This window comes from Sphingomonas edaphi (genome assembly GCF_003583725.1).
GTDB classification, from domain to species: Bacteria; Pseudomonadota; Alphaproteobacteria; order Sphingomonadales; family Sphingomonadaceae; genus Sphingomicrobium; species Sphingomicrobium edaphi.
In genome coordinates this window covers 128,793-154,894 of sequence record NZ_QXTF01000003.1, presented here as the reverse complement: position 1 = coordinate 154,894, position 26,102 = coordinate 128,793, and the positions used below count along the sequence as shown (strand labels likewise).

Below are 26,102 nucleotides of genomic sequence, written 5' to 3'. Positions count from 1 at the left end.
CTTGGGTCACTATATCCGGGCCATGACCGAATATATTCACGTCGGGCCTGAAGACCGAGCCGAGCCCCGCAGCCAAGTAATCAAGCTTCACGGTCCAGAAGGTTTTGAAGGGATGCGCCGAGCCGGCCGTCTTGCGGCTGAGATTCTCGACGCGCTGGTGCCGCATGTGGTTCCCGGCGTCACGACCGGGGAAATCGACGCGATCGTCCATCGAATGACGGTAGAGGCGGGCGGCGTTCCGGCGACGCTAGGTTATCGCGGCTACACGAAAAGCTGCTGCACCTCGATCAACCACGTGGTGTGCCACGGCATTCCTGGCGACAAGGCACTGAAGGATGGCGATATCGTCAACATCGACGTGACACCAATCCTCGATGGCTGGCACGGCGATACGAGCCGGATGTACCTAGTCGGAGACGTACCGCTAAAAGCGCGCAAACTAGTCGACGTGACCTATGAATGCCTGATGCTGGGGCTGGAGCAGGCCAAGCCCGGAAACCGGCTGGGCGACATTTCCCATGCAATCCAAAGCCATGCGGAAAAGCATCGTTACGGAGTGGTTCGCGACTTCTGCGGCCACGGGCTCGGCCGCCTGTTCCACGACAGCCCTGAAGTCATCCATGCCGGGCGTCCCGGCACTGGGCCAGAGCTTCGCCCGGGCATGTTCTTTACCGTTGAGCCGATGATCAACATCGGCCGAGCGGACGTCAAATTACTGGATGATGGCTGGACGGCCGTAACCCGGGACCGCTCTTTGTCCGCCCAGTTCGAACATTCGATCGGGATCACGGAGGACGGCCACGAAGTCTTCACGAAAAGCCCCAAAGGGTTCGACAGTCCGCCTTACGCCTAGGCTGCCCTGGCCTCGCGGGCCGCATCCCAGCGCGAGGTAAGTTCTCGGGCAGCGTCGACGTCCTCGGGGAAGTCCACTTCGCCCCACTCATGGCCGTTGATATCGAGTGTCCACACCGGCGCTTCCTGCGCAATCTGGTGGATCACGCGAAGATACCAGATCGTCGTACCTTCAGTCGTGCGGATCGCCCGCTCAATGGCTTTCGCGAATACGGTCGAGCCGTCGCCGCGAAAGGCGAGCAGACCGATGGACTCCGCGTTGACGTCGCTCATCTCAAGGCGCTTGCCAATGGCGTGAAGCCGGCCTTCCTCATCGACAACAACCTTCATGTCGTCTTCGTCGTAGCTGTCCTTGCGATCGATCGATACGCATATGCCCTGTCGGTCATTTCCGACCACCCGGGCCATCAGCTCCTCGCTAACGAGTGTATCGCCGTTCCAAACGAGGACGTCGCCAGTAAGCTCAGCGAGCGCCACAAAGAGCGAGCCCAAATTATCGGCCACCTTGTAGAACGGGTTGTATACCGTCCGCACCTTCGGGCCGCGTTCGCCACGCGCCGCGAGCGCCGCCTCAATCTGGTCATCCCGAAAGCCCGTAACCACCACGGCTTCATCGACGCCATTGGCTGCCAAGGCATCGAGCTGACGGTCGAGCAGGGTACGGCCATTGAAGTCGATCAGGCACTTCGGCCTGTCGTCGGTGAGGTGTCCGAGGCGCGAGCCCTGCCCCGCCGAAAGAATGATCGCCTTTTTCATGCCTCACCCGACTGCGCGCCAATTGCGGCAGAGATTTGACAGTGACACTCACTCGTCCAGATTCCATCGCCCGGCTGTGGCGCTTTGCCGCATCCTGCGGCTATGATGGGCCATCAAAGGGGACGCGCGACGTGAAGAAGATCGAAGCCATCATCAAGCCGTTCAAGCTGGACGATGTGAAGGACGCCCTTCACGAAGTAGGCGTCTCCGGTATCACCGTGACGGAGGTGAAGGGCTTCGGCCGCCAGAAGGGCCATACCGAACTCTACCGCGGCGCCGAATATGTCGTCGATTTCCTTCCCAAGGTGAAGGTTGAGGTCGTGGTTGAGGACGACCTCGCCGACCGGACCGTAGAAGCGATCGAAAATGCCGCGCGCACTGGCCGGATCGGAGATGGCAAGATCTTTGTCCTGCCGATCGAGCAGGCCATCCGCATTCGTACAGGCGACCGAGGCCAGGACGCTATCTGATACCTGCCATGAGTGACCCCCGCCTTGCCTCCATGTCGCCGGACGAATTGCGCGCCCATATGCGCAAGCTCGGCTATCGGACGCAAAATGACCTCGCCAATGCAATTGGAGTCAGCCGATCGGCCGTGAGCCTGTGGCTTGAAGGTAAGGTTGGCGTGCCTCGCCCGGTGGCAATGTTGCTAAGGATGCTCGTCGCCGCCCAACGCCGCGCCTTTTGAGGTGAAAAGTTCACAAGCGTCGTGACTTCGCCGCTCGCCGCTGGAATCCGTATCGCCAATCTCTGAGGCCGTTGCGCCAGAGGCGATTCTTTTTTCCGTCGAGCGAAAGTCGAAACCATGGCGAATGCAGCTGCTGAAGTTCTGAAAATGATCGAGGAAAACGAGATCGAATATGTCGATCTGCGGTTCACCGATCCCAAGGGCAAGTGGCAGCACCTCACCATGGTCGCCTCGATCATCGACGAGGACATGCTAACCGACGGGTTTATGTTTGACGGGTCGTCGATCGCTGGCTGGAAGGCGATCAACGAGAGCGACATGATCCTGATGCCGGATCTCAGCGCGACCTTCGTCGATCCTTTCGCCTCTACCCCGATGCTCATCCTGGTCTGCAACATCGTCGAACCGTCGACAGGTGAGCTTTACGGCCGCGACCCGCGCTCGACCGCGACGCGCGCAGAGGCCTACTTGAAGGCAACCGGCATCGGCGACACCGTCTTCGTCGGACCCGAAGCCGAATTTTTCATGTTCGACGACGTTCGCTTCGAAGACAGCTACGCGACGTCGTATTTCAAACTGGACGACGTCGAATTGCCGGGCAATTCGGGCCGCGAGTATGAGGGCGGAAACCTTGCTCACCGCCCGCGCGCCAAGGGCGGCTATTTCCCAGTCGCCCCTGTCGACAGCGCCGTCGACATTCGCGGCGAAATGGTCTCGACCATGCTCGAAATGGGGCTGCCCTGCGACAAGCATCACCATGAAGTCGCAGCGGCCCAGCATGAGCTTGGTTTGACCTATGGAAAGCTCGTCGAGACCGCAGACCGCATGCAGGTCTACAAATATGTCGTCCACATGGTCGCCCATGCGTACGGCAAGACCGCAACGTTCATGCCGAAGCCCATCGCGCAGGACAACGGAAGCGGCATGCACACCCACATGTCGATCTGGAAGGACGGCAAGCCCTTGTTCGCTGGCAATGGCTACGCCGGGCTCAGCGAGATGGCGCTCTATTTCATCGGCGGCGTCATCAAGCACGCCCGCGCCTTGAACGCCTTCACCAACCCAACCACCAACAGCTACAAGCGCCTAGTTCCGGGCTTTGAGGCGCCGGTTCTTCTTGCATATTCCAGCCGCAACCGTTCGGCCTCGTGCCGTATCCCTTACGGCGCAGGCGAGAAGGCGAAGCGCGTCGAGTTCCGCTTCCCTGACGCGATGGCCAACCCCTACCTCGCCTACGCTGCCCTGCTGATGGCAGGCCTCGACGGCATTCAGAACCGCATCCATCCCGGCGATGCCATGGACAAGAACCTCTATGACCTGCCGCCGGCGGAGCTCGTCAATGTACCGACGGTTTGCGGTTCTCTTCGCGAAGCGCTGGTCGCTCTCGGTAACGACCGCGCATTCCTGACCAAGGGCGATGTTTTCACCGACGACCAGATAGACGCTTACATCGACCTGAAGTGGGAGGAAGTGATGCGCTGGGAAACCACGCCGTCGCCGGTCGAATTCGACATGTATTATTCGTCGTAAGCGACAACGCCAAATAACGCCGCTGGTTACCGGATCGTAACCCTTTGCACGTCATGGTCTTCGGGCCATGGCGTGCGAGGTCACATCGATGAACAGCTTCCGGTCGGCCATCCTTTCGGGGAAAGGCCTTCATTCGACGGATCCGTTGGTTCGCGCAAAGAACGGGCGCGGAGCCGAGACCGATAGTCTTTCCTCGGTCGAAGTGCCGCGCAACGAACACCGCAGCCACAACCAGCGCGACGATGATCGCCACCGCCTCGATCACGAAACCGCTTCGGCCCTCTACAAGGGAAAGACGCGTCCGGTCGATCTGATCAACCTGTCTGGCGGCGGAGCCATGATCCGCGCCGACTTCGGTCCGCGCCTGTGGGACCGCATTGACCTGATGCTTGGAGAAGGCGCCGCCATCGAATGCGCCGTCCGCTGGATCCGGGAGGATCGCGTCGGCCTCGAATTCGCTCACGAGACCCGCATCGACTGCGATCCGGAAGTGCGCGACGCATTGCTGCTCGATGTCATTCGCCGCAGCTTTCCCGATGTGGTGGTGACTTCTACGCCAGCTCAGCTGCCAACCGAGGCGAAGAAGGACAGCGACGACAGCGTCGTCAATTCCCGCCGTACCGAACGCCGCCACCCGCTGATCTGGATGGCGCATATCCTCTACAATCATTGCAGCGAGCGGGTTCGCTTACGCAACATCTCCGAAAATGGCGCGCTGATCGAATGCCCTGTGTCGTACCCCGAGGGGGCGAAGGTTCTCCTCGATCTTGGCGAGGGCGGACAGCATTTCGCGCGGGTCGGCTGGTCGTGCGGGGACAAGGCTGGTCTCGCCTTCGACAAGCCATTCGACCTGAGAGCGCTGGTTTCTGCCAAACCCGAAGTTGCTCACGATCAATGGACCCGCCCCGGTCCCGGACAGATCAGCGCAGACCACGACAATCCTTGGGCCGAGGGCTGGCAGCGCAGTTCGCTCGAAGATCTCCGCGAAGACCTTGAAGGCTTTCTCAAGCGCTAGGCCTATTCCGCAATCAGGCTGGTTTTCTTAGTGTCGCGCATTGTCGCGTACGTAATGAGGCTCAGTCCGATCACGACGGACACATAGATATAGAACCAGCGCTCATGCCCTGCGTCTTTCAGGGCCAAGGCAACATATTCGGCCGTTCCGCCAAATAGAGTGTTGGCGATCGCATAAGGAAGCGCCACTCCAAGCGCGCGGATATGACCAGGAAACAGCTCCGCCTTCACTACAGCATTGATTGATGTGTAGCCGGTGACGATTACCAGGCTCAGCATTACGAGACCGAATGCAGCGAGCGGATCGCGTGTCGTCTCTAGCGTCGTGAAGATTGGCCAGGTCAGCACCATGCCCGCCGCCCCGAAGAAGATCATCACGGGCTTGCGTCCGACGCGGTCGCTAAGCAGCCCGGCCAGCGGCTGAAGGAGCATGAACAGCGCCAAGGCCGCCGTCATGATCCGCGATGCCGTTTCCCGGTCAAAGCCGACTGTATTGGCCAGGTATTTCTGCATGTAGGTCGTGTAGGCGTAGAAGGCGAGTGTGCCGCCTGCGGTCAACGCCATGACAAGAAACGCCTCCCGCGGATGATCGCGAAACAGGTTCGTCCCGCTCGACTTTGGCCGGTCCGCGCCTAGCGCCTGAACATTGGCGAAGCTTTCAGTTTCGGTCAGCCGACGGCGGATGATAAAGACGACGACGGCCAGCACCGCGCCGATCACGAAGGCGATGCGCCATCCCCAGCCCTCGAGCGCGGCCTCGCTCATCGTCGCCTGCAAGAGTAGAAGAAGCGCCAGCGCGAACAGCTGCCCGGCGATCAGGGTCACATATTGGAAGCTGGACCAGAAGCCGCGCCGTTCCCGGCCTGCCATCTCGCTTAAATAGGTCGCACTCGACCCATATTCGCCGCCGAGGCTAAGGCCTTGCACCATGCGCGCGGCGACCAGGATAGCGGGGGACAGAAGACCGGCCTGCGCATAGGTCGGCGCAGCGGCAATCGCGAGCGACCCAAGGCACATCAGACTGACCGATAGCGACAGGCCTGCCTTGCGCCCCTTGTGATCGGCATAAATGCCCATCACCCAGGCTCCGATCGGCCGCATGATGAAGCCGACGGCGAACACCGCTGCCGTCGACATCAACTGCGCTGTCTGGTCGCCCTCCGGAAAGAAGCTGGGCGCGAAGTACAGCGCAAAGGCCGCGTAGACATACCAGTCGAACCACTCGACGAGATTGCCCGCGGATCCCCCGACAATGTTTGTAAGTCGCTGCCGACTAGACATTAGGGGGCGCGCGCTGTGTCAGACGCTCACTCTCGTTGCGCTCAAAGGTTTCCACGACCTTTGCCGGAGGGGGACTTCCTGCCACGCTAACGAGGATCGCTGCGAGTCCTCCGAGGAGGAACCCGGGCACAATCTCGTAAACAACGGTGCTCAAGACCGCGCCGTCGGCAAGGACAGGTGCGTAGATCCAGAACAGGACTGTCGCAGCGCCAACCAGAATGCCCGCGAGCGCGCCATTACGGGTGAGACGCTTCCATGTGAGCGACAAAATTACGACCGGTCCAAACGCAGCTCCAAATCCCGCCCAGGCATTTGCGACCAGGCCGAGGATGGTGTTCTCGGGATTATAAGCCAGCAGGATAGCCACCAATGCTACCGCGAGGACACAAACGCGCCCGACCATCACCAATTGCTTCTGAGAGGCAGTACGATTCAGGTAGATTCGGTAAAAATCCTCCGTCAGCGAACTCGACGATACCAGCAACTGCGATGAAATCGTGCTCATGATCGCAGCGAGAAGTGCAGCCAACAGAAAGCCGGTAATCAAGGGATCAAAGAGTGCTTCGGCCAACAGGATGAAAATCGTCTCGGGGTCTTCCAGCGGAGTGCCAGTGCGGATCACGTATGCTGCGCCCACTACGCCGGTAGCGACCGCGCCGATCAAAGCGACAATCATCCAGCTCATACCAATATTGCGCATTGCCGGGATATCGCGGACCGACCGGACTGCCATGAAGCGAACGATGATATGAGGCTGGCCAAAGTAACCCAGTCCCCAGGCTAGCGAGGAAATCACCCCTAGCGTCGTGAGGCCCGCCATCATGTCGAACGCGCCCGGTTTTGCCGCTGCTAGTTCGCCGGTGAACTCCCAGCCAAGCTGCGAGAAGGCGACGACAGGTAGCAGGACCAGCGCGACAAACATGATGCAGCCCTGCACGAAATCAGTGAGGCTCACCGCGAGAAAGCCACCAAACAATGTGTACACCACGACGACGCCGGCAGTCAGCCAGAGGCCGAGCGAATAGTCGGAGCCAAATGCGCTTTCGAAGAGCTTTCCTCCCGCGACCATCCCCGCGGAGGTGTACAGAGTGAAGAAGACAACGATTACGACGGATGCGATGATGCGCAGGAGATGGCTTCGATCCTCGAACCGCTTCTCGAAGAAGTCAGGAATGGTAATCGCGTCGCCAGTGAGTTCCGTCTGCACGCGCAGTCTCGGCGCGACGATGATGTAATTGAGGAAGGCGCCTGCAACTAGGCCAATCGCAATCCAACTTGCACTCAAGCCCGCTACAAACGCAGCCCCCGGAAGCCCAAGTAGCAACCAGCCCGACATATCCGAGGCGCCCGCGGAAAGAGCGGCAACCGGCGCGGACAGCTGGCGTCCGCCGAGCAGGTAGCCGTCAATGCTGTCGGTCGATTTTTTCCATGCCCACAGCCCAATACCCAGCATCGCGATGAAGTACGCCGCCAGCGAAATAACTACGCCTGTTTCCAAGACGCTCCCCCTTCACAGTCTCAATCGAGCAAGTTGCCACGTTCGATTATCTGGCCCCATCGCCCAATGGGGCGCAAATTTGATCGATTCAATAATCCTTGGATACGCGCACGTTCGCGCTCGTACGGCCGATGGTCGAGATGGAAGATAGCAGCGAGAGCCAGCGCGTCACCTGATATTCGATGCGTGTCGCGGAATAGCCCTGCCCGTCGGTAATCACCTCCACGAACAGCTTCCGGCCAATATATTTGCCAGCAGAAAGCGCAGTTTTCTGGCCAGTTGCAACATCCGCTGGCAGGATACGCAAGCGATCCAAGCCAACCGCGCGGCGAACCGCGTTGATCGGATCGAGGTTACCCGATCCCGACTGTAGCGCAGCGACTGCCGAGGCAAGCTGCAGTGCTTCTGGCGCCGACAGGTTGGTAATCGACGTTCCGAACAGGATGCGCGACAGCAACTCGTCCTGTGGCAATTGCGGAACGCTGGCGAAGCGGATTTCGGGGCGAAGACCCGTTCCACCGACGATCACGCTGGCATCCAACCCTTGGACCTGCGCTTCTGCCCGGATATCCAGTTGCGGGTCAGGCGGGCTTTCGCCGCGGAAGCGGATCACCCCATGCTGAAGCCGGAAGTTTCGGCCGGCAAAATCATAATCGCCACGGATTAGATCGGCCCGGCCGGTGAATCGGGGGGCGTCTGCCGTCCCTCCGATTTTCAGGTCAGTAGTCCAGCGGCTATCGATCCCCAATCCCCGGACCGTCAACTCACCGCCTGCGACATCCAGATTCAATCGCCATGGCGCGAGCTGCCGAATCTCAATTTCCTCAGCCGGATCAACGCCGACATTGCGGACCTGGAGTTGCGGAACGGACGCCGCAGCGCTCGCCCGACCCAGCGTGAAGCGGCCGCTGTTGAGGCGGAGTTGGCCGCTGATTGTACCACCCTCCCCGCTCGACTTGATCGCCAGCGGGCCGGTGACCGTCGCTGCTATGTCGTCGCGCGCCAAGATACGCGCCCGGTCTGTCTGAAAATTGAGATCCAGACCTGCCTTACCGCCAGAAAAATCGATGACGCCACTGCCACTGACCGAACCGCCGCCCGGCGTCGTGCCTCCAATCTGGCGAAAGACCAGGCGAGATCCGTTAAAGACGCCGGCAGCGTTGATCTGTTCGACCACGGTGCCGGTCACCGCGCTCTCGATGCGAGCGCCGTTGGATCGCAGTGATCCCCTGATTTGCGGATCGACCAGCCGGCCGCTGATGTCAGCGCCGATCGACACCGGTCCAGACAGGTCGAAAATTTCGACTCCCGATAGCCGCCAAAGCGTATCCGCCGGACCAGCGTAACGCAGCTGCAGCAGCATGGGCGCGTTCATCAGCTCAGCCACGATTGGTCCGCGGCCCAGCGGGGAGAACCGCGCCTGGGCTCTGCCGATGGTCTTGCCGTCGCTTACGGCCACCGCGCGCATGGCCGCCTTTCCGCCATCAAGGACGGCATTCAGTCCAATGTCGATCGGCTTTGAAGCAAGCACCAGCCCCGCCCGCGTCAAGCCGCGCACCCGCAAGTTGGCGCGGCCCGAAGGCTGCCCGTCCCAGCGATACTCCATATGACCGCTCGCAATCCCACCGAGCCCCGCCTTCGGCCAGACTATATCCAGCAGCTGAAGGGGCATTGCCTCGATGTCGGCGCGAAGCTCCGGGCGGTTGCCGGTGCGTCCAGCCAACGTCCCTCGCCCTCCCGCAAACCTTATGCGCGTCGGCGCAATTTCCCAACCGCCGGAAACCTTGGTCAGCACCGCTGGACTCTCAAGTGTCAGCGGCCTGCGGTCGAGCAGTCCTCGGCCGGTTACACTGATGCGGTCCGGCGTGACATTGGCCAGTGCTATCATCTCAAACGCCGTTCGCCGCGTGCCAGCGAGGGCCGCGCGAACTTGTCCGCTGCCATTCACCAGCTTCGCGTTGGCCGTGACGCGTGACAGCGTAATGCCGCTCATGGTCAGTCCGCGCGCGTTCAGCACGCCGTCGAGCGTGGTCCGGCCGTCAGCCAAAATGATCGTGCCGTCGAGCCGACCTGATCGCACCGTCAGGTCAGGGAGAGTGGCATTGGTCGCGGTCAAGTGCGCCTCGATCTTTTGCGCCCCGCTGGCTGGCGCAAAGTCCAATGTCCCTGCAAGTGATCCGCCTGCCAGACGCAACTGCCCGCTGAATCCGCCCGGATCGGCACGAAGCGCGCCGCGAGCGGTCGTCCCGGCGACATCCAGCGCTGCTATGTTGATCGTCGCTCGTCCGCCGCGAGGCAGCAGGATCGCTCCATTGGATGTGAACGGGCCAAACCTCGACTGACCATTTGCTCGATAAGCGAATCCCTGTGCCGTCGGATCGAGGAACAGCCGCATGTCGCGAATGCCAAGCGCCTCGTTTGGCCGCTCGAGGAAAAGCTCGACTTTGGGCCGTTCGATCCGCCCATCGAGGCGAAGGCGCAACGGTCCATATTGAGCCTGGTTACCGCGCGCCTCGATCAGGAACGTGCCGTCGCGCCGCCGAATCCCCTGCCCCGATAGCCGCAGCTTGGGCGAATAGAGCTGGAGGTTCGTCAGTCGCAGAATGCCATCCGTTCCGCGTTCGAGGTCGGTCGTGAGGCGCGGTAAGCCACCCGTCAGGCCCGCGAAGAACGTGTTATCCAGCCGCCGGACCCACGCCTGCGCCTTGCCGATGACCCGCGAGCCTTTCCCGCCAGGACCGGGCACGACCTGCAGCTGGGTTTCAATATCGACGACCCCAAGTCCGGGAATCAGATATCGCTTCATCCCACCAGAGATTGCGACATCAAACCGGCCGGTCCTGAGGTCGATCAGCAACGACATGATGCCGTTCAGCCTGGCGCTGCGCAGTTCCAGTTTCTCACCGCGTACCAGTTGAGGCGTGATCGACAGCATGCCCTTCAGGCTTATGTTGGCGAGGATTCCGCCTGCCACGTCGCCGACCCCGGTGATCGCCCGAGCTCGAAGCAACAATGGGACCCGCATCGGCCAAGGAGACAGCTTGCCGCGGCCCTCCGCCCGGACATCGACGAACCCGGTATTGTCGAATGCGACCTGGGGACTTGCGAGGCGATAGGCATAATCCGCCCGATCCATCGGCCCGTCGAGGGTCCAGACCAAGCGAACGTTGCGGCCTGTCATGTTGGGGAACAGCGCTGGCGGGCGAAGCAGGTCGGCGCCCAGCCGAAGGGCCTCGTAACGCCCTTGCGCGAAGTCGACTTTGCCGCGTGCCACGGCACGAAGCGCGGGCGACGCCATTGATAGTTCGCCATCCAGCACACGCTCAACAAAGGTCGCGTTGCCGTTCACCTTCACCAATGGCGCAGTCAGCCGCTGCAGCCTGCCCTTGAGAAACGGCGACGGCGCAACCAGGCCCGACAGGCGATAACGGCCACTGTCCGCTGCCAGCACGAGATCCGCTGCAGATCGCCGAGCAACCAGGAGCTTTGCGCTACCCCGCCACCGGGTCCAGCTGCCGTCACCTCCGATGGTAAGGTCAATCGGCCGCTTGATTCCGGTAATCGCCGGGATGAGACCGTCGGCGGGTGCGATCGCACGCACATCAATGTCGAAGCGGTTACGATCCGGCTCCGCGTCGATCTTGGCCGCCATTCGATCGCCGTCCAGCATTGCCAGCTGTAAGCCGACCATCGCTCGGCCAGCCCTGATATCCGCTTCACCGGCAAGGCTGCCGACCCTTGCGGTACCAGTCACGGCTTTGGCCAATTCCAGCCGGTCGATCTTCAGCCGACCAATGTGAATGTCGAAATCCGGCAGTAGCGGTCGGTCACGTCCGGTCGGACGAAGCTTCGGCAACCGTTGCAATCGGACCAATCGCGATTCCAGCCGGTCGATGTGGAGACTGTTATAGAGCCAGGCGCCGGGCGCCCAGTCGACGGTGATCTCGGGACTGGTCAAGAACACGCCCTGTGGATCACTGACAGCGACGCCCCTCAGTCGCGCTTCGCCGTAAATTGACCCTTCGATCCGCGCGATCTTTATTCGGAGGCCTGTCGCGGTCTCCAACTGGGATATCCGGTCCACGATGAAGCGATGACCCGGCGCCGTGTCGAGCAACACCAGCGCCCCAGCCAGCAAGGCCGCGAGCACGACCAGAAGAACTAGGAATTCGTTGATTAGCCGCCTGCCCCAACGACGGGGACGTCTGACGATGATGGGTTCGCCGCCCGCCCCGGTTTCGACGACCGCTTCGGCCATTAGAAGGCTTGGCCCAGGCTGACGACAACGGCGATCCGCCCGTCACCCTTCTGCGGGTTGAGCGGCGTCCCGACATCCAGGCGGATCGGACCGAAGCTGGAATAATAGCGCGCGCCGAGGCCGACACCGATCTGCCAGTCCTTGAAGTCCGGCAGCGTCTCGGTGGACAGGGTGCCACCGTCGATAAACGGCACGATCCCGAAATTGCCGCCCAGCGCCTTCAGGCGCACGCGGGCTTCAAGGCTGAACTCGGCAAGGCTGCGCCCGCCGATCGGATCGCCGTCGATGTCGCGCGGCCCTAGCCGTTGATAGCCATAGCCGCGAACCGACCCGCCGCCGCCCGCATAGAAGCGCCGTGATGGCGCGATATCGTCCAGTCCTGCGCCCAGAATGGAACCGAGCCGGACCCGACCAGCCGCGACCACGGTGTCGGATACGGGGTGATACGCGCTCGCATCAATCTGAGTTCGCGCATAAGTGAATGTTCCGCCCTGGAAGCTGACTTCCGGGCTCAGGCGGCCCAGCAGCCGGAAGCCTTTGGCCGGGTTTAGCAGGTCGTCGCTGCCATCGTAGCCAAGGCTCGCCGGGATCGCGCCGATGAAGAAGGTCCGGCGTCTCGGTTCGCCCGTCGCCTCGATCGTGTCGCGTTCGTCGGTCGCGACCAGCTCGGCGCCAAGGCTCCACGTCCATTTCTTTTGCCAGATGAAATTGCTTTGCCGCTCGAAGCCCACGGAAAGCGAAGCAGTTTTCGCCTCGTAGGCATCGCGGTCCACATGGCTCGTCAGCGCCTGTGCATTCAGTACCTGATCGCGCCGAAGCCAATTGTTCCGGCGCAGCGACACCGCAGCCAACTGCTCCTGCGTTCCCGCCACTGCCCGAAGCGTGAGAGCACCTTCAGGATTGAAGAAATTGCGGTGCTGCCAGCTCGCTTCAGCGCGAAGGCCCTCGCCGGTCCCGTAACCAAGTTCGCCGGCGATCGTCCGCATCGGCGCGGGATCCAGCTTGATCGCAAGATCAATGACCTGCCCCTCCTCACGGGGCACCTGTTGCACGTCCACCGCAGCGACCAGCCCAGTGGCGACCAGCGCCCGGCGCAAATCGTCGACTTCACTCCGCTCATAGCGGTCGCCGGGCCGGAACCTTGCGATGCGCTGTACATGACGAGACGAAAAAGGCGGCCGTCCGCTCACGCTGACCTGGCCAAATCGCGCCACGGGTCCCGGCGTCACTGGCAAGACCAGCCGCGCCACCTGCTGTTCATGATCGACGACGATGTCCTGCTCACCAACCTTCGCCGTCGCAAAGCCGCGTTCGCCGAGCGCAACCTGTAGCGCGACACCGGCATCGATGACATTCTGCGCGACGACCGGGTCACCCGCCTTCACCGCAAACGCAGCCCGCAGTTTCGCTGCCTCATTGCCTGCGGCCGCATCGAGGCCCGGGAGTTCAACGCTCTCGAACCGGTAAATCGGGCCTGCCTGAGCAGCCAGTTCGACTTGAAGTCCTGCGGCCCCGACATCGATGCGCGGTTCGACCTCTGCGTCGTAATAGCCTTCGCTGCGCAGCAATTCGGCCAACAATTCGGCGTCCGCTCGCGCCCGGCGGTCGACCTGGGCAGCATTGGCTTCGTCATCCTTGTCCGCTTCCAGCGCCGACCGTTTTTCAAAATTCTCGCGGATGGCCTCCGCCCGCTCAAGGTTGTCGATACCGGACAGGGTCCAGCTGTAGCGCCGGGACGCCGACGCATCTTCGACGCCCTCGGCTGCCTCGGCTGTTGCTTGCTCAGCCGTTTCTGGCGCGACGCCTTCGACTTCCGGCGGCGGCGCTGGATCGGGCGCATTCAGGTCCGGCCACTCCACCCCGAGGTCGGGCATGGGATCAAGCGGGGCAGATGGGTCCAGTTCGGCCGGGTCAATGGGCTGAGGTGGCTGCTGCGCACACAAGGGCGCAGCGCCGAGCGCCAGCCCGGCACAGCCTGCAAGCCATTTTGTCGCGGCTCCCCGCCCGGTGCGACGCTTACCCATCGCGCTCAGCCTAGCATGCGCATTCGGAGACGCCACCTCCCGCGCGCGTGCGGGACGGCGCTTTTTCCGGCCGGTTCGGCCTAGTGGATGGTGCCGCGGACTTCCTGTTCGGTCAGCGTTACGATGACCCGTTCGATCTGCCGCCAATGGCAAAAGCGAATGACATTACCGTTATCGCGGCTGCTTTCAGCGCGAGCGGCCGCTTCGAACCCGGCATTATCGCCGTAGGTTTCGATCAATAGCGCGGCGTCAGCCAGCGCTTTACGTCCAGTAATGAAAGGCATGTCCATGCCGTCACGATTAAACTGACGCTCCTTGCGTTTCGGGGCATAGACGCGGTCAACAAGTCGGTAACCATCTTGTCGATCTTCTTGCCGTCAGTGCCAGCGGCGGGCATGGGATGGCCATGACAAAAAGCCGTACGCCTGCCTCAGGCGGCATTTTCCTCTTTCTTGGCCCGGTTCTCGGCGCGATCTATGGCGCCTACCGGGGTGAGCCGATCTTATGGATGCTTGTAGGCTTTGGAATTGGTGCTTTTTTCAGCCTGGCTGTTTGGGCGATCGACCGGCGTAAAGGCTGAAGGCTTGGTCGTATTGCAATTACGGGTGTCGCTTAGCGCAGCGAAGCACGGATATTTGCCAACGCAGCGTGCAGGGCTGCGCTCGCATCCACTGGGCTGTATTCTGGAACCTGGGCAGATACCGGTGCCGCGCGTTCCCCAAGGAAATCTGAAATTCTCGTTACGAGCTCGCCGGGCGTCGCGTCCGGGCGTTCGAACAACCGAACCACGCGCGAATCCGGATCGATGCTGATCAAGGGATCGTCGAGCAGCAGCTCATCGGCGAAGGTCGCTTCCTCAAAGGCGACCGGCACAAAAGCGGCCGCGATTGCTTGGGTCGACGACCGTCCAATAGCTGCAAGTATCAGCTTGCTCACGATCGCAGTCACGATTGCCCCGGCAACGGCCGCGACCGGCAGCGCTGTTAGAGCCCAAACAGACCAACAGGTAGCCGACGCCAGTGCGGCTGCGGCCAACCATTCTACTGAAGTTTCGATCGGATGCGGCTTTTGTCCCGTCGTCATGGGGACCGCACTATCGGCAATAAGTTAGCAGCGAGTTTAAGCGCGCGCCTCGACGAGCTTGATCAGCGCCTCCGTGAAAGCGGGCACATCCTCTGGTTTGCGGCTCGTCACGATATTACCGTCCGTGACGGCTTCCTCGTCAACGACATCGGCACCGGCATTCTTAAGGTCGGTCCGAATCGATGGCCAGCTAGTTGCCTTGCGGCCTCTAAGCACGTCGGCTTCAACGAGCAGCCAAGGCCCATGGCAGATTGCGGCGACGGGCTTACCGCTATTTGCGAATTCGCGAACGAGACCCACAGCATCTTCGTTCATGCGAAGCTGGTCCGGATTGCTCACCCCGCCCGGGAGCAGGAGGGCATCGAAATCCGCGGCTCTGACGTCATCAAGCGCCATGTCCGGCTTGATCCTCTTGCCAGGCTCATCATGCACGGTACCCATGATTTCATCGAGGTCAGGCGAGGCCAGGGTCACGGACGCTCCACGTTCCATCAGGATTTCACGCGGCCCAAAGAGTTCGCTTTCCTCAAAGCGGTTGGTGGCTACGATCAAGATCTTCGTTTCGGCAATCGCCGGCATGTTTTGCTCCTGTGCTGGACGTGGACGGAACCGCTTGGCGCCCCATCCTTTATCGCTCGACCAACGATGGAGGGTCAGAAAAGATGCTTCGGCACAGCTCCGACGGCGAGCCGGGCTATACGCGCAAGCGGCATGGCCGCTACTGGCAATATTTCGACGAGAAGGGTGACCGCGTCACCGACCGCGACGAAATCGACCGCCTCAACTCAATCGCCCTCCCCCCCGCATATACCGATGCCTGGTATTGCAAGGACGCGAATGGCCACATCCAGGCGACAGGCAAGGACGCGCGCGGCCGCAAGCAATATCGATACCATGCCGACTACCGATCGAAGCGGGATGCCTCGAAGTACGACAATTGCAGAGAATTTGGCGAAGCTCTCCCCAAACTTCGCAAACGCGTCGAAAAGGACCTGAAAAAGCGCAAGCTCGAGCGGGATACGGTCCTCGCGGCGGTCATTCGCCTGCTGGACCAGGAACATATCCGCGTTGGGAACGAACAATATGCCAAGGCCAACAAGAGCTTCGGCGCGACCACGCTGCGCAGCCGCCATCTTAAAAAGGTCGGCGGCAAGCTGAAGATGCGCTTCACCGGCAAGCACGGCATCGTCCACGAGGTCACCGTAACCGACGCCAACCTGAAGCGCATTGTCCGCAAGTGCGAGGACCTGCCCGGTCAGCACCTCTTCCAGTATCTCAATGGCAATGGCGAGCCGAAAGCGGTCACCTCGTCGGACGTTAACGACTATATCCGCGAAGCGACCGGCAGCGACTTTACGGCCAAGCATTTCCGTACGTGGGGTGCCAGCGTGATCTTTTTCGAACAATTGCTCGAAAAAGCGGAAAGCAAGCGCATCAGCCTGAAAACGGTGCTCGAGCCTGTGGCCGAGGCCCTCGGCAACACTCCGACCATGAGCCGGAAGAGCTATGTCCATCCCTGCCTGATTGAGGCGCTGCAAGAGGATCCTGAAGACCCGTTGCGAGGCATGAAGCGGCCCCGCGCGCGCCGCCGTCTGACCAGCGCCGAAACCGGGTTTCTCAAGTTTTTGAAACGCAAGCCGCGCCGTTCGCGGCGCCGCGCCAAAGCCACCGCCCGCAAGGCCGCGGCTTGAACAGTCGGCCCGCGTTGGCCATTGACCGCCAAATGAACAGCCCCGCTTCCGCACTCGATGCCGCTGCCGAACGAACCGGAGACATTGCGCAGAAAAGCGCGGCTCCGGTCGTCGGCTTGATCGATTGGGTCGGCGACAACCTCCAAGGCCTGATGATCGGCAGCCTAGTCGCTGCCGGGATCGTCGGTCTGATGCTGATCGTCCGGGCGCTTGGCGGTCGGTTGCTCGCCGGGGATCCTGAATGCCGACGCTGGCGGGGCATCATCGGCAGTGTCCTGACGAAGACGACCATCTTTTTCATGGTCGCCGCGGCGATCGAAATCGTCGTCAGCTATGCGGCCGTCCCGCCAAAGCTGGCGCGGCTGGCAGATATCCTTTTCATCGTCGCTGCTGCGTTGCAGGTGGCGATCTGGGCTCGGGAGATCATTCTCGGCGTGATCCGAAGCCGGGTCGGTGAAGATCCAGGCGCTTCCACGCTGGGCAACGCCATGTCGCTGATCCGAGTGCTGGTCAGCGTCGCCGCCTTCGCCATCGCCTTCATCGTCATCCTCGACAATCTGGGCGTTAACGTCACGGCGCTCGTCGCGGGCCTTGGCATCGGCGGCATCGCCATCGGCCTTGCTGCGCAGGGCATTTTTTCGGACCTGTTCGCGGCCCTCGCCATTGTCTTCGACCGCCCGTTCCGGCGCGGCGATGTTATCCGCTACGGGGCCGCACCTTCTACGGTCGGCACGGTCGAGCGCATCGGCCTCAAGACCACCCGCCTTCGCGCTGTCACCGGTGAGCAGGTCATCATGGCCAATACGAAGCTGCTTGAACAGGAAGTCACCAACATCGCAGATGCCCGGGTCAGGCGCATCACCCTGCCGTTCGGTTTGGTCTACCAGACCTCACCCGACACGATCGACAGACTCCCTGAGATTGTCGATGAAGCAATCAGTGAAGTTAAGAGCTGCCGTTTGGTCCGCTGCGTCGCCCTCAACTTCGGCGCCAGCTCGATTGACTGCGAGTTGGTCTATGATGATCGCACCCGCGATGCCGACGTGCTCGCCAAGCATAAATCCGCGATCATCACCTCCGTCATGCGCATCTTCGCTCGCGAGGGAATCGAGTTCGCCTACCCGACGCAAACAACCTTCACCGCCGCGCCGGACGGGACGCTCGTCATGCCTTGGGCGCCGCCGAGCAAATCCAAATAAGCTTGCCGTAGCGTCGCCCGGGCTGCACTTGCCAGCGCCTTCGGGACAGGCCTAGGAACGTCGCGAAATGCCCGTCGCCAGCCTCGATGATATCCGCGCCAAAGTGGGACACCCACTCGGCGCGTCCGGTTGGATCGAGGTCGGCCAAGATCGCATCACCGCCTTTGCCGATGCGACCGACGATCACCAGTTCATCCACATCGATCCCGCAGCTGCTGCGCAGACCCCGTTCGGCAGCACGATCGCCCACGGCTTCCTCTCGCTGTCACTGCTATCGCGCATGGCGGCCGACGTGATGCAGGTTCCCGACACGGCAAAGATGGCGGTCAACTACGGCCTCGACCGCGTGCGCTTCATCGCTCCGGTGCGCTCGGGAAAGCGCGTCCGCGGCCACTTCACGCTCGACGCCGTTGACTACAAGGCGCCGGGCCAGCTTCTGCTTAAGCATACTGTTACGGTCGAAATCGAAGGCGAGGAACGCCCCGCCCTCACTGCCCAGTGGCTCGGCCTGATTTTCACCTAGGAGAATTCCAATGTCCGTCCGCGACGCCGTCATCGTCTCCACAGCACGCACTCCGATCGGCCGAGCCTATAAGGGCGCGTTCAACGCTACACCTGGCGCAACGCTCGGCGCCCTGTCGCTCACTCCTGCCATCGAACGTGCGGGTATCGAGGCGGGCGAAATCGATGATGTCGTTTGGGGTGCCGTCCTCACCCAGGGCACGCAGGCCGGCAACATCGGTCGCCAAGTCGCGCTCCGCGCCGGCTGCCCCGTCACCGTCAGCGGCCAAACCATCGACCGCCAGTGCGCGTCGGGCCTCATGGCCATCGCCATCGCCGCCAAGCAGATTATCGTCGACCGAATGGATATTGTAGCCGCCGGCGGCCAGGACTCGATCAGCCTCGTCCAGACACCGGAGATGCGAATTGGCGGCGATCCGTCGCTGATCGCCATGCACAAGGACGTCTACATGCCGATGCTAGGCACCGCAGAAACGGTCGCCCAGCGCTACGGCATCAGCCGTGAGGCGCAGGACGAATATGCACTTCAGTCGCAGCAGCGTACCGCCGCCGCGCAGGCCGAAGGCCGCCTATCCGCCGAGATTGTCCCTGCGAACGTCACCATGACGATCAAGGACAAGGAAAGCGGCGAAGTCTCCAAGCGTGAGATCACGATCGACAAGGACGAAGGCAATCGTCCTGACACGACGATCGAGGGTCTGCAATCGCTCCAACCGGTCCTCGGCCCCGGCACCAGCATCACCGCCGGCAACGCGAGCCAGCTCAGTGATGGCTCGTCTGCGTGTGTCCTAATGGACGCCACGCTCGCCGAGAAGCGCGGCTTGGAACCGCTTGGCCGCTATGTCGGCATGGCTGTCGCCGGCACCGAGCCAGACGAAATGGGTATCGGCCCAGTCTTCGCGGTACCGAAGCTGCTGGAACGCTTCGGCCTCAAGATGGACGACATCGGCCTTTGGGAGCTGAATGAAGCGTTCGCGGTGCAGGTGCTCTACTGCCGTGACAAGCTCGGCATCCCGAACGACCTGCTTAACGTCAACGGCGGCGCCATCTCGATCGGTCACCCCTATGGCATGAGCGGTGCGCGCCTCTCGGGCCACGCCCTACTCGAAGGCAAGCGACGCGGAGCTCGCTATGTCGTGACTACGATGTGCATCGGCGGCGGCATGGGTGCGGCCGGATTGTTCGAGGTACTTTAGCATCGAGCGGGTCGAGGGCGGCGCGACAGGTGCCGCCCGAAGGCGCGAAATAAAGCCGCAGGCCGACCAACCTCACTAAGATAAAAACTGGCCGTCACGGGGTTCATCCGTGACGGCCTCCAACCCAAGGCGAGTAGCTTTCATGCGTATCCTTCCCCTCTTGCTGGCCACGCTCCTCGGCGCCTGCGCCACCGCCTCGCCACAACCGGCGCGCTCGCAACTTCAGCTGGTTGACCGTGCGCATGAATTTGACGAATTGCTCACGCCGCTCGCGGGACAGCCGGTCGATCGACAATGGGCCGCCATCCAGAAGCATTTCGCGACCGCGCTTCCTGGGTTTTACGACTTCGAGCGCTTCGGCGATCAACGCGACTTCGTGCGTGGCATTATGATGAAGAAGCTCGAAAGCTGGTCCGCTGACCGAGCCGCAGCAGTCCGGGTCGCCGACAGCTTCGCGTCGACGTTCGCGCCAGCGGTTCGGGACTTTGACCGTGCAATCGGCCCGCTTCCGGCAGATGAGCCCATTTATCTCGTTATGAGCCTCGGCGAATTTGACGGCGGGTCGCGGACCATCGCGGGTCGAGAATATCTGTTCTTCGCGGCCGACGGGATTGCCCAGTACCAGGGACAAAACAACCCGCGCACCTTCCTCCATCACGAACTGTTTCACCTTTATCACTCGCCGCGCTTCGGCGACTGCAAAGGGCTGTGGTGCTCGCTTTGGCAGGAAGGGCTGGCCGTGCACGCCTCGGCAGTCCTCAACCCCGGCGCGACCGATGCGGAGCTGGGCCTGGTGCTTCCCGAACCGATCCGCGCGAAAGTTGAGGCAAATAAGGCGGAAGCAGCTTGTGCAATGATTGCCCGGCTCGATTCCGAGGGCTGGGCCAATTATGGACCCATCTTCAGCGGCGGCAAGCCGCTCAGCCCCAATCTTCCGTCCCGGTTCGGCTATCTGCTCGGCCAATGGGTTGCGAGCGACCTCGGCAAGGGAAAGAGCCTCACCGAAATGGCGGAGTGGAAGGGCCCTGAGCTCCGCGCTAGGGTCGAAGCGTCATTGCGTCGAATGGCTAGTTGCCCCTGACGCTTGCGTCAGGCGGCCTTTCCGCCCACCTTCCGCGCTCGTCTGCGGGAGAATGGCATGACCCCGGTTGAACTCGTCGCGCTTGCCGCCTCGACTAGCCTGCTGGCCGGCTGGCGACTTTACCTCGTCACGCTGATAACCGGCCTCGGCATGAAATTCGGCTGGGTCGCGTTGCCCGACCAGCTCCAGATGCTCGACGTGCTCGCCAACAACTGGGTGTTGGCAATCGCGGCAGTCGGCACCTTCATGGAGTTTTTCGCGGACAAGGTAGCCTGGGTCGACAGTGCCTGGGACGCGGTACATAGCTTCATCCGGCCCTTGGGCGGCGCCCTTCTCAGCCTGGCGATCATCGACGCTTCCGATCCCGCTTGGCAAGTCGGCAGCTTCCTGCTCGGAGGCGGCGCGGCTTTGGTCGCGCATGCCGGCAAGGCTGGGGCGCGCACACTGGTAAATGCCAGCCCCGAGCCCTTCTCCAACGTCATCGTATCCAGCGCTGAGGATATCGCGACCGGCGGCCTGCTCGCCCTGGCCATCGCCAACCCGATCGCAGCGGCCTTGATCGCGCTGATCTTGGTCGTCCTGTCGCTATGGCTGGTCGTCGCCGCCCGGCGTGCGCTGCGCGGTTGGATCAACCGCATTAACCCACCGCCGCAACCTACGCCCTGAACGGTATTCAGGACCAAGTGTCGATGCGTCGCTAAGGAGCATGCCCATGAGCGAACGGACAATGCCGCTGCTGGAACGGATCGCAAGAGTGTTGGCGGGCGCGGAACTCAGCGCCAATGCTGAAGGCACCAATCGCCACGCTGCAGACGCGGTCGACGACCACTGGCGTGACCACCTCAACCAGGCGATGGCAATTCTCCATACCATGCGGGAGCCGGATCCTGGTGTGACCGATCCGAGCGAAGCTGCCGCTTGGCGCAAGCTGGTGGACTCGGCGATCGCCAACGGATGAGCGCCCGCGCGCGGGAGAGGCCGGGCCAGCATGATGTCGCCCACCCGGCATGGACGCTGGTCATGTCCGTCGCGGCCTCATCGCTCAGCTTCATCGATGGTTCGATCCTCAACGTCGCTCTGCCCGCCATTCGTGCCGATACCGGTGCCGGGGCAGCCGAGGTCCAGTGGGTCGTCAACGCCTACACCCTTCCCCTCGCCGCGCTGATTCTTCTCGGTGGGGCGCTCGGCGATCACCAAGGACGGCGCCGCTGGCTGGTCATCGGTACCGTCCTGTTCGGTATCGCTTCGCTGGTATGCGCGCTGGCGGGATCGCTCCAAACCCTATTGGCAGGGCGTGCATTGCAGGGCGTCGGCGCGGCGTTGCTGCTGCCCAACAGTCTCGCCCTGCTCAACGGCGCCTATAGCGGCGAGGCCCGCGGCCAGGCTGTGGGCACCTGGGCCGCGGCCGGTGCGATAAGCGCGGCAATTGCTCCACTCGCCGGCGGCTGGCTCGTGCAGCAGTTCGGCTGGCCCAGTATTTTTTACGTCAACATCCCCTTCGTCGGTGTCGCCATTGTCATCGCACTGACCCGCGTCGAAGAAGTCAGCGATCCGGGCAGCGCACGACTCGACCTCGGCGGCGCGGCGCTAGCGACGCTTGGGCTGGGCGCAGCGACCTACGGTCTGACACTCTGGTCGCAGACCTTTGCATTGTCGACGCTGGCGGGCGGAGCGATCGCCGCCGGACTCGCGCTGCTGGTTGCCTTCGGACTCTACGAGCGGCGTCTCGGCGACAAGGCGATGGTGCCGTTGTCGCTATTCGGCAATCGCTGCTTCACATCGCTAAACCTGATGACCTTCCTGCTCTACGGCGCATTTGGCGGGGCCATGCTGCTTATCCCCTTCACCCTGATCGAGGCGGGGGGTTATTCGCCCGTCGAGGCAGGATTGGCCCTTCTACCGCTGTCCATACTGATCGGCGGGGCCTCCCGCATGATGGGTAAGCTAGCGGAAAAGATCGGGCCGCGCTGGCCACTCACGATCGGCCCAATCATTGTTGGCATTGGTCTCGCCCTCGCGTCGCGCCTCGCCGAAAGTCAAAGCTACTGGACCCACGCTTTCCCTGCGATCCTGGTAATGTCGACCGGAATGGCGTTGGCCGTCGCCCCGTTGACCAGCACCGTCCTCGCCTCAGTTAGCCGCCACCAGACCGGCATGGCTTCCGGCTTGAACAGCGCCCTCTCGAGGCTCGGAGGCTTGATTATCGTTGCGCTGCTCGGGGCCGTGCTTGTCGCGCAAGGCGATGCGCTGCTCCGCCCGTTCGCTATGGCGCTGAGGATGATGGGCGTCGTGGCAGCCTTGGGCGGCGTAGCCGCCTTCTTCGGCTTGTCCGGTAACTGGCGGCACGCTGACTCCGGGACCGAAACGGTGTAAAGGACCTGTCCATCTACCGGCGATGAATGCGGGAGGTGGCGATGACGGATGTCGTGCGCGTAACAGCCCTTGCTTTGGCGGCCACCGCATTGGTCGGGGTGGCGCCGAGCCCAACCTACTCTTCCGAACAATTGGCATTGCTTGACCCGACCGTCCGCATGGCCAGCCTCTGCACCGGCAAGACAGGGCCACAGTCGATGCGGGCCAGGCTCGCCATCGCCGCTGCCGCCGTCCAGGGCGCGACGCTCCCCAACGTCCCGCTCCGCGACGACCTGGGCAAGGTCGACTTTGCCATCACTGCGAACAATCCGCTGGCCCGGCGCTATTTCAACCAGGGGCTCAGCTACGCCTACGGGTTCAACCATGCCGCCGCGATCGCGTCGTTCCGCGCTGCGCAGGCCATCGATCCGAGCTGTGCCATGTGCTGGTGGGGCGAAGCGATGGCGCACGGCCCCAATATCAACGCGCCTATGGACCCCGCGACCAACGACCGCGCAATCGGCGTGGCACGCTACGCCAACTGGATGGCGAACAAGGCAAGCCCGTCGGAGAAGGCGCTGACGGCTGCAATGCTGCTTCGCTACTCTGCCGATCCAAAGGCCGACCGCGCAGCGCTCGACGCCGCATACGCCGACGCCATGCTCGCCGCCGCCAAAGCGCATCCCGGCAATGATGATGTAGCCTTACTCGCCGCCGAAGCTGCGATGGACACGCTTCCTTGGAATTACTGGACCCCCGACAAGACACCGCAGCCGCGCCTTGGCGAGGCAGTCAGCCTCGTCGAGACCGTGCTTGCCCGCAGTCCCGAGCATCCGCAGGCTGCTCACCTTTACATCCATCTGATGGAAAATGGCCCTGACCCGAAACGCGCCGAGGCCGCCGCCGACCGGCTCGCGAAGCCCCTCGCTGCTGGCGCGGGCCACCTCGTCCACATGCCGGCTCACATCTATTATCGGCTAGGCCGCTGGAAAGACTCCATCCGGGTCAACGTGGACGCCGCCCGCGCCGACGAAGCCTATATCAAGGCGAGCAACGACCGCGGCATGGTCCGCTACGGCTATTATCCGCACAACGTCCACTTCATCGTGACCTCGGCTCAAATGTCGGGCGACATGGCCACCGCGATCAGCGAGGCGCGCAAACTTCAATCAATTCTCGACACCGAGACCAGCACCAAGATCGCCTGGATCCAGGCAGTCAACGCCGCCCCCTATTTCGCCGCCGCCCAGTTTGCCGCGCCGGCGCAGGTACTGGCGATGCGAGCGCCGGATCCGCGACTCCCCTATGTCGCGGCCATGCGGCATTATGCGCGTGCCACTGCCTATGCGAGCCAGCGCAACCGCGCTGCCTTCGATCGCGAAATCGCGTCGCTGACGCGCTTGCGCCAATCTGGCCAGTTCCAGACGATGATCGACCAGGGCGTGCCTGCGCCTGACTTGCTGGAGCTGGCGGAAACTGTCGCCCGCGCCCGCTTCGCCGCCGGCAACGGCCGCCTGCCTCACGCGATCGACCTTTACCGGAAGGCGATCGAGATCGAAGCGCGCATTCCCTACATGGAACCGCCCTTCTGGTATTATCCGGTGCATCAGTCGCTCGGCGCCGCGCTCTACCGGGCAGGCCGTTATCAGGAGGCGCAAGAGGCCTTCACCGCCGCGCTGGGTCGCTATCCAAACAATGGTTGGGCGCTCTACGGCCTCGCAGCGTCCGAACGGGCATTGGGCCGGAGGCAGTTCGCCGCTGCCGCCCAGGCCGCGCTGAAGCGGTCATGGACAGGCAATCCCAACTGGCTGCGGATGGATCGTATCTAGGCGTTGGCGGCGATGAACTTTTCAACGACGGGCGCGATTTTCTCTCGCCACTTTCGGCCGTTGAAAATGCCGTAATGGCCGACGCCCTTGGCGAGATGATACTGCTTCTTTCCCGCCGCCAGCTTCGTCGCCAGGTCGAGCGCCGCCCGCGTCTGCCCAATGCCCGAGATATCGTCGCGCTCGCCCTCGATAGCGAGTAGCGCCGTATCGCGGATCGCCGCCGGCTCGACGAGCTTCCCGCGATGCTCATATTCCCCCTTGGGCAGCAGGTGCCGCTGAAATACGACATCGACCGTCTGCAGATAGAACTCAGCGGTCATGTCGCACACTGAGAGATACTCATCATAGAATTTACGCGTAGCGTCCGCGCTCTCGTCGTCGCCGACGACCAAGTGCTTGAACATTTCCCAATGACTGATGAGGTGGTTTCCAAGGTTCATCGTCATGAACCCCGCTAGCTGCAGGAAGCCTGGGTAAACCTTCCGTCCAGCGCCCGGATAGATCATTGGCACGGTGGCTATAACGTTTTGCTGGAACCAGCCATGCGGTCGCTCGGTCGCGAGCGTGTTGACCGCCGTCGGCGCGCGGCGCGTGTCGACCGGGCCGCCCATCATCGCCAGGGTCTTCGGCCGCGCAGGGTTCTTGTCTGCGTTCATCACCGCCGTCGCGGCATAGGCCGGCACGGAGGGCTGGCAGACCGCCAGCATGTGCGGTCGCTGTCCTGTTCGCTCGAGGATCAGCTCGCAGTATTCGATGAGATAATCGACATAATCGTCAAGGTCGAAGCTACCTTCCGTCAGCGGCACCAGCTTCGCGTCGCGCCAATCCGTGATGTACACGTCATGCTTCGGAAGCATCCGCTCGACCGTGCCCCGGAGCAGCGTAGCAAAGTGGCCGGACATCGGGGCGACGATCAGCAGCGGTTCCTGCCCTTCTACCCCCTCCTTCTCGAAACGCTTCAACTGCCCGAAAGCCTTGCGCAGAACGATATCCTCGTCGACGGAGACAAGTTTCTTGCCGACTGTAATCTGCTCGATCCCGAACTCCGGCTTGCCGCGCGGCGCCGATGCATGGGCAAATACATCGAGGCCCGCTGCAACCAGCGGGCCCATCGATGAATATCCAAACGGATTGGCCGGGTTGTTCAGCCATCCTGCGCCGAGGCCCGCCAACTTACTCGCGCTGGTCAGCAGCGAACGTTGCACCTCATAGGCGTCGTAAAGCATCAAAATTCCTTGGAAAGATAGG

Annotated in this window: 24 protein-coding genes; 15 read left to right on the top strand and 9 right to left on the bottom strand. The window is 62.3% G+C overall.

The genetic code is table 11. The annotated features are described in order from the left end of the window. Positions 1-22: 22 nt before the first annotated feature. The gene (gene map, locus D3M59_RS10025; RefSeq protein WP_119533522.1) at positions 23-853 is read left to right on the top strand and encodes a type I methionyl aminopeptidase; all 831 of its coding nucleotides are present in this window, start codon (positions 23-25) and stop codon (positions 851-853) included. On the opposite strand, the gene D3M59_RS10020 is transcribed toward map, so the two are convergent. Beyond that, the gene (locus D3M59_RS10020) at positions 850-1,608 is read right to left on the bottom strand and encodes a phosphocholine cytidylyltransferase family protein (RefSeq protein WP_119533521.1); all 759 of its coding nucleotides are present in this window, start codon (positions 1,606-1,608) and stop codon (positions 850-852) included. The two genes, map and D3M59_RS10020, sit on opposite strands and share 4 nt — an antisense overlap. Positions 1,609-1,739: 131 nt before the next feature. Here D3M59_RS10020 and D3M59_RS10015 point away from each other — a divergent pair, with 131 nt between their 5' ends. The 4 genes from D3M59_RS10015 to D3M59_RS10000 all read left to right on the top strand — a co-directional run bounded on the left by D3M59_RS10015 (position 1,740) and on the right by D3M59_RS10000 (position 4,841). Further along, positions 1,740-2,078 carry a P-II family nitrogen regulator gene (locus D3M59_RS10015; RefSeq protein ID WP_119533617.1) on the top strand — a complete coding sequence of 113 codons (339 nt, stop codon included), beginning with the start codon at positions 1,740-1,742 and terminating at the stop codon, positions 2,076-2,078. An 8-nt stretch (positions 2,079-2,086) separates the two neighbouring features. Beyond that, positions 2,087-2,296: a helix-turn-helix domain-containing protein gene (locus D3M59_RS10010; protein WP_119533520.1), complete on the top strand. Its 210-nt coding sequence runs from the start codon at positions 2,087-2,089 to the stop codon at positions 2,294-2,296. A 117-nt stretch (positions 2,297-2,413) separates the two neighbouring features. After that, the gene (glnA, locus tag D3M59_RS10005; RefSeq protein WP_119533519.1) at positions 2,414-3,826 is read left to right on the top strand and encodes a type I glutamate--ammonia ligase; all 1,413 of its coding nucleotides are present in this window, start codon (positions 2,414-2,416) and stop codon (positions 3,824-3,826) included. Between the two features lie 88 nt (positions 3,827-3,914). Then, a complete protein-coding gene (locus tag D3M59_RS10000) occupies positions 3,915-4,841 on the top strand; it encodes a PilZ domain-containing protein (RefSeq protein WP_158581997.1) in 927 nt (308 codons plus the stop codon). 2 nt (positions 4,842-4,843) lie between these two features. On the opposite strand, the gene D3M59_RS09995 is transcribed toward D3M59_RS10000, so the two are convergent. The 5 genes from D3M59_RS09995 to D3M59_RS09975 all read right to left on the bottom strand — a co-directional run bounded on the left by D3M59_RS09995 (position 4,844) and on the right by D3M59_RS09975 (position 14,185). Beyond that, positions 4,844-6,121, bottom strand: coding sequence for an MFS transporter (locus D3M59_RS09995; RefSeq protein WP_119533517.1), 1,278 nt, complete (start codon positions 6,119-6,121; stop codon positions 4,844-4,846). Continuing rightward, entirely contained in the window at positions 6,114-7,619 is a 1,506-nt protein-coding gene (putP, locus tag D3M59_RS09990) for a sodium/proline symporter PutP (RefSeq protein WP_119533516.1), read from the bottom strand. Before putP ends, D3M59_RS09995 begins: the two co-directional genes overlap by 8 nt. 88 nt (positions 7,620-7,707) lie before the next feature. Further along, complete coding sequence (locus D3M59_RS09985; protein ID WP_119533515.1) at positions 7,708-11,877, bottom strand: translocation/assembly module TamB domain-containing protein; 4,170 nt, start codon at positions 11,875-11,877, stop codon at positions 7,708-7,710. After that, entirely contained in the window at positions 11,877-13,901 is a 2,025-nt protein-coding gene (locus tag D3M59_RS09980; protein WP_119533514.1) for an autotransporter assembly complex protein TamA, read from the bottom strand. Before D3M59_RS09980 ends, D3M59_RS09985 begins: the two co-directional genes overlap by 1 nt. Positions 13,902-13,981: 80 nt before the next feature. Then, positions 13,982-14,185, bottom strand: a complete 204-nt coding sequence (locus tag D3M59_RS09975) for a hypothetical protein (RefSeq protein WP_119533616.1) — start codon at positions 14,183-14,185, stop codon at positions 13,982-13,984. A 122-nt stretch (positions 14,186-14,307) separates the two neighbouring features. Between D3M59_RS09975 and D3M59_RS12115 the strand changes: the two genes are divergently transcribed. After that, complete coding sequence (locus D3M59_RS12115) at positions 14,308-14,481, top strand: hypothetical protein (RefSeq protein WP_158581996.1); 174 nt, start codon at positions 14,308-14,310, stop codon at positions 14,479-14,481. 32 nt (positions 14,482-14,513) lie between these two features. Here D3M59_RS12115 and D3M59_RS09965 read toward each other — a convergent pair whose 3' ends face one another. Continuing rightward, positions 14,514-14,984 carry a hypothetical protein gene (locus D3M59_RS09965; protein ID WP_119533512.1) on the bottom strand — a complete coding sequence of 157 codons (471 nt, stop codon included), beginning with the start codon at positions 14,982-14,984 and terminating at the stop codon, positions 14,514-14,516. Between the two features lie 36 nt (positions 14,985-15,020). Then, on the bottom strand, positions 15,021-15,563 hold the full coding sequence (locus D3M59_RS09960) for a type 1 glutamine amidotransferase domain-containing protein (RefSeq protein ID WP_119533511.1): 543 nt from the start codon (positions 15,561-15,563) through the stop codon (positions 15,021-15,023). A gap of 83 nt (positions 15,564-15,646) precedes the next feature. On the opposite strand from D3M59_RS09960, the gene D3M59_RS09955 reads away from it, so the two are divergent. The 9 genes from D3M59_RS09955 (at position 15,647) to D3M59_RS09915 (ending at position 24,854) form a co-directional block, all read left to right on the top strand. Next, positions 15,647-16,675 (top strand): DNA topoisomerase IB, encoded by a 1,029-nt coding sequence (locus D3M59_RS09955; protein ID WP_119533615.1) that lies wholly within the window; start codon positions 15,647-15,649, stop codon positions 16,673-16,675. Positions 16,676-16,707: 32 nt separating this feature from the next. Then, the gene (locus tag D3M59_RS09950) at positions 16,708-17,874 is read left to right on the top strand and encodes a mechanosensitive ion channel family protein (protein ID WP_119533510.1); all 1,167 of its coding nucleotides are present in this window, start codon (positions 16,708-16,710) and stop codon (positions 17,872-17,874) included. A gap of 67 nt (positions 17,875-17,941) precedes the next feature. Beyond that, positions 17,942-18,397, top strand: coding sequence for a MaoC family dehydratase (locus D3M59_RS09945; RefSeq protein WP_119533509.1), 456 nt, complete (start codon positions 17,942-17,944; stop codon positions 18,395-18,397). A 10-nt stretch (positions 18,398-18,407) separates the two neighbouring features. Continuing rightward, positions 18,408-19,592, top strand: a complete 1,185-nt coding sequence (locus D3M59_RS09940) for an acetyl-CoA C-acyltransferase (protein WP_119533508.1) — start codon at positions 18,408-18,410, stop codon at positions 19,590-19,592. A gap of 142 nt (positions 19,593-19,734) precedes the next feature. Then, positions 19,735-20,673, top strand: coding sequence for a hypothetical protein (locus D3M59_RS09935; protein ID WP_119533507.1), 939 nt, complete (start codon positions 19,735-19,737; stop codon positions 20,671-20,673). A gap of 57 nt (positions 20,674-20,730) precedes the next feature. Beyond that, complete coding sequence (locus D3M59_RS09930) at positions 20,731-21,339, top strand: DUF4126 domain-containing protein (RefSeq protein ID WP_119533506.1); 609 nt, start codon at positions 20,731-20,733, stop codon at positions 21,337-21,339. 46 nt (positions 21,340-21,385) lie between these two features. Then, the gene (locus D3M59_RS09925) at positions 21,386-21,631 is read left to right on the top strand and encodes a hypothetical protein (protein WP_407695449.1); all 246 of its coding nucleotides are present in this window, start codon (positions 21,386-21,388) and stop codon (positions 21,629-21,631) included. After that, positions 21,628-23,046, top strand: coding sequence for an MFS transporter (locus D3M59_RS09920; protein ID WP_119533504.1), 1,419 nt, complete (start codon positions 21,628-21,630; stop codon positions 23,044-23,046). Before D3M59_RS09925 ends, D3M59_RS09920 begins: the two co-directional genes overlap by 4 nt. 41 nt (positions 23,047-23,087) lie before the next feature. After that, positions 23,088-24,854, top strand: coding sequence for a tetratricopeptide repeat protein (locus D3M59_RS09915; protein WP_119533614.1), 1,767 nt, complete (start codon positions 23,088-23,090; stop codon positions 24,852-24,854). Here the strand turns inward: D3M59_RS09915 and D3M59_RS09910 are convergent. Further along, complete coding sequence (locus D3M59_RS09910; RefSeq protein WP_119533503.1) at positions 24,851-26,080, bottom strand: polyhydroxyalkanoate depolymerase; 1,230 nt, start codon at positions 26,078-26,080, stop codon at positions 24,851-24,853. The genes D3M59_RS09915 and D3M59_RS09910 overlap by 4 nt on opposite strands. Between the last annotated feature and the right edge of the window lie 22 nt (positions 26,081-26,102).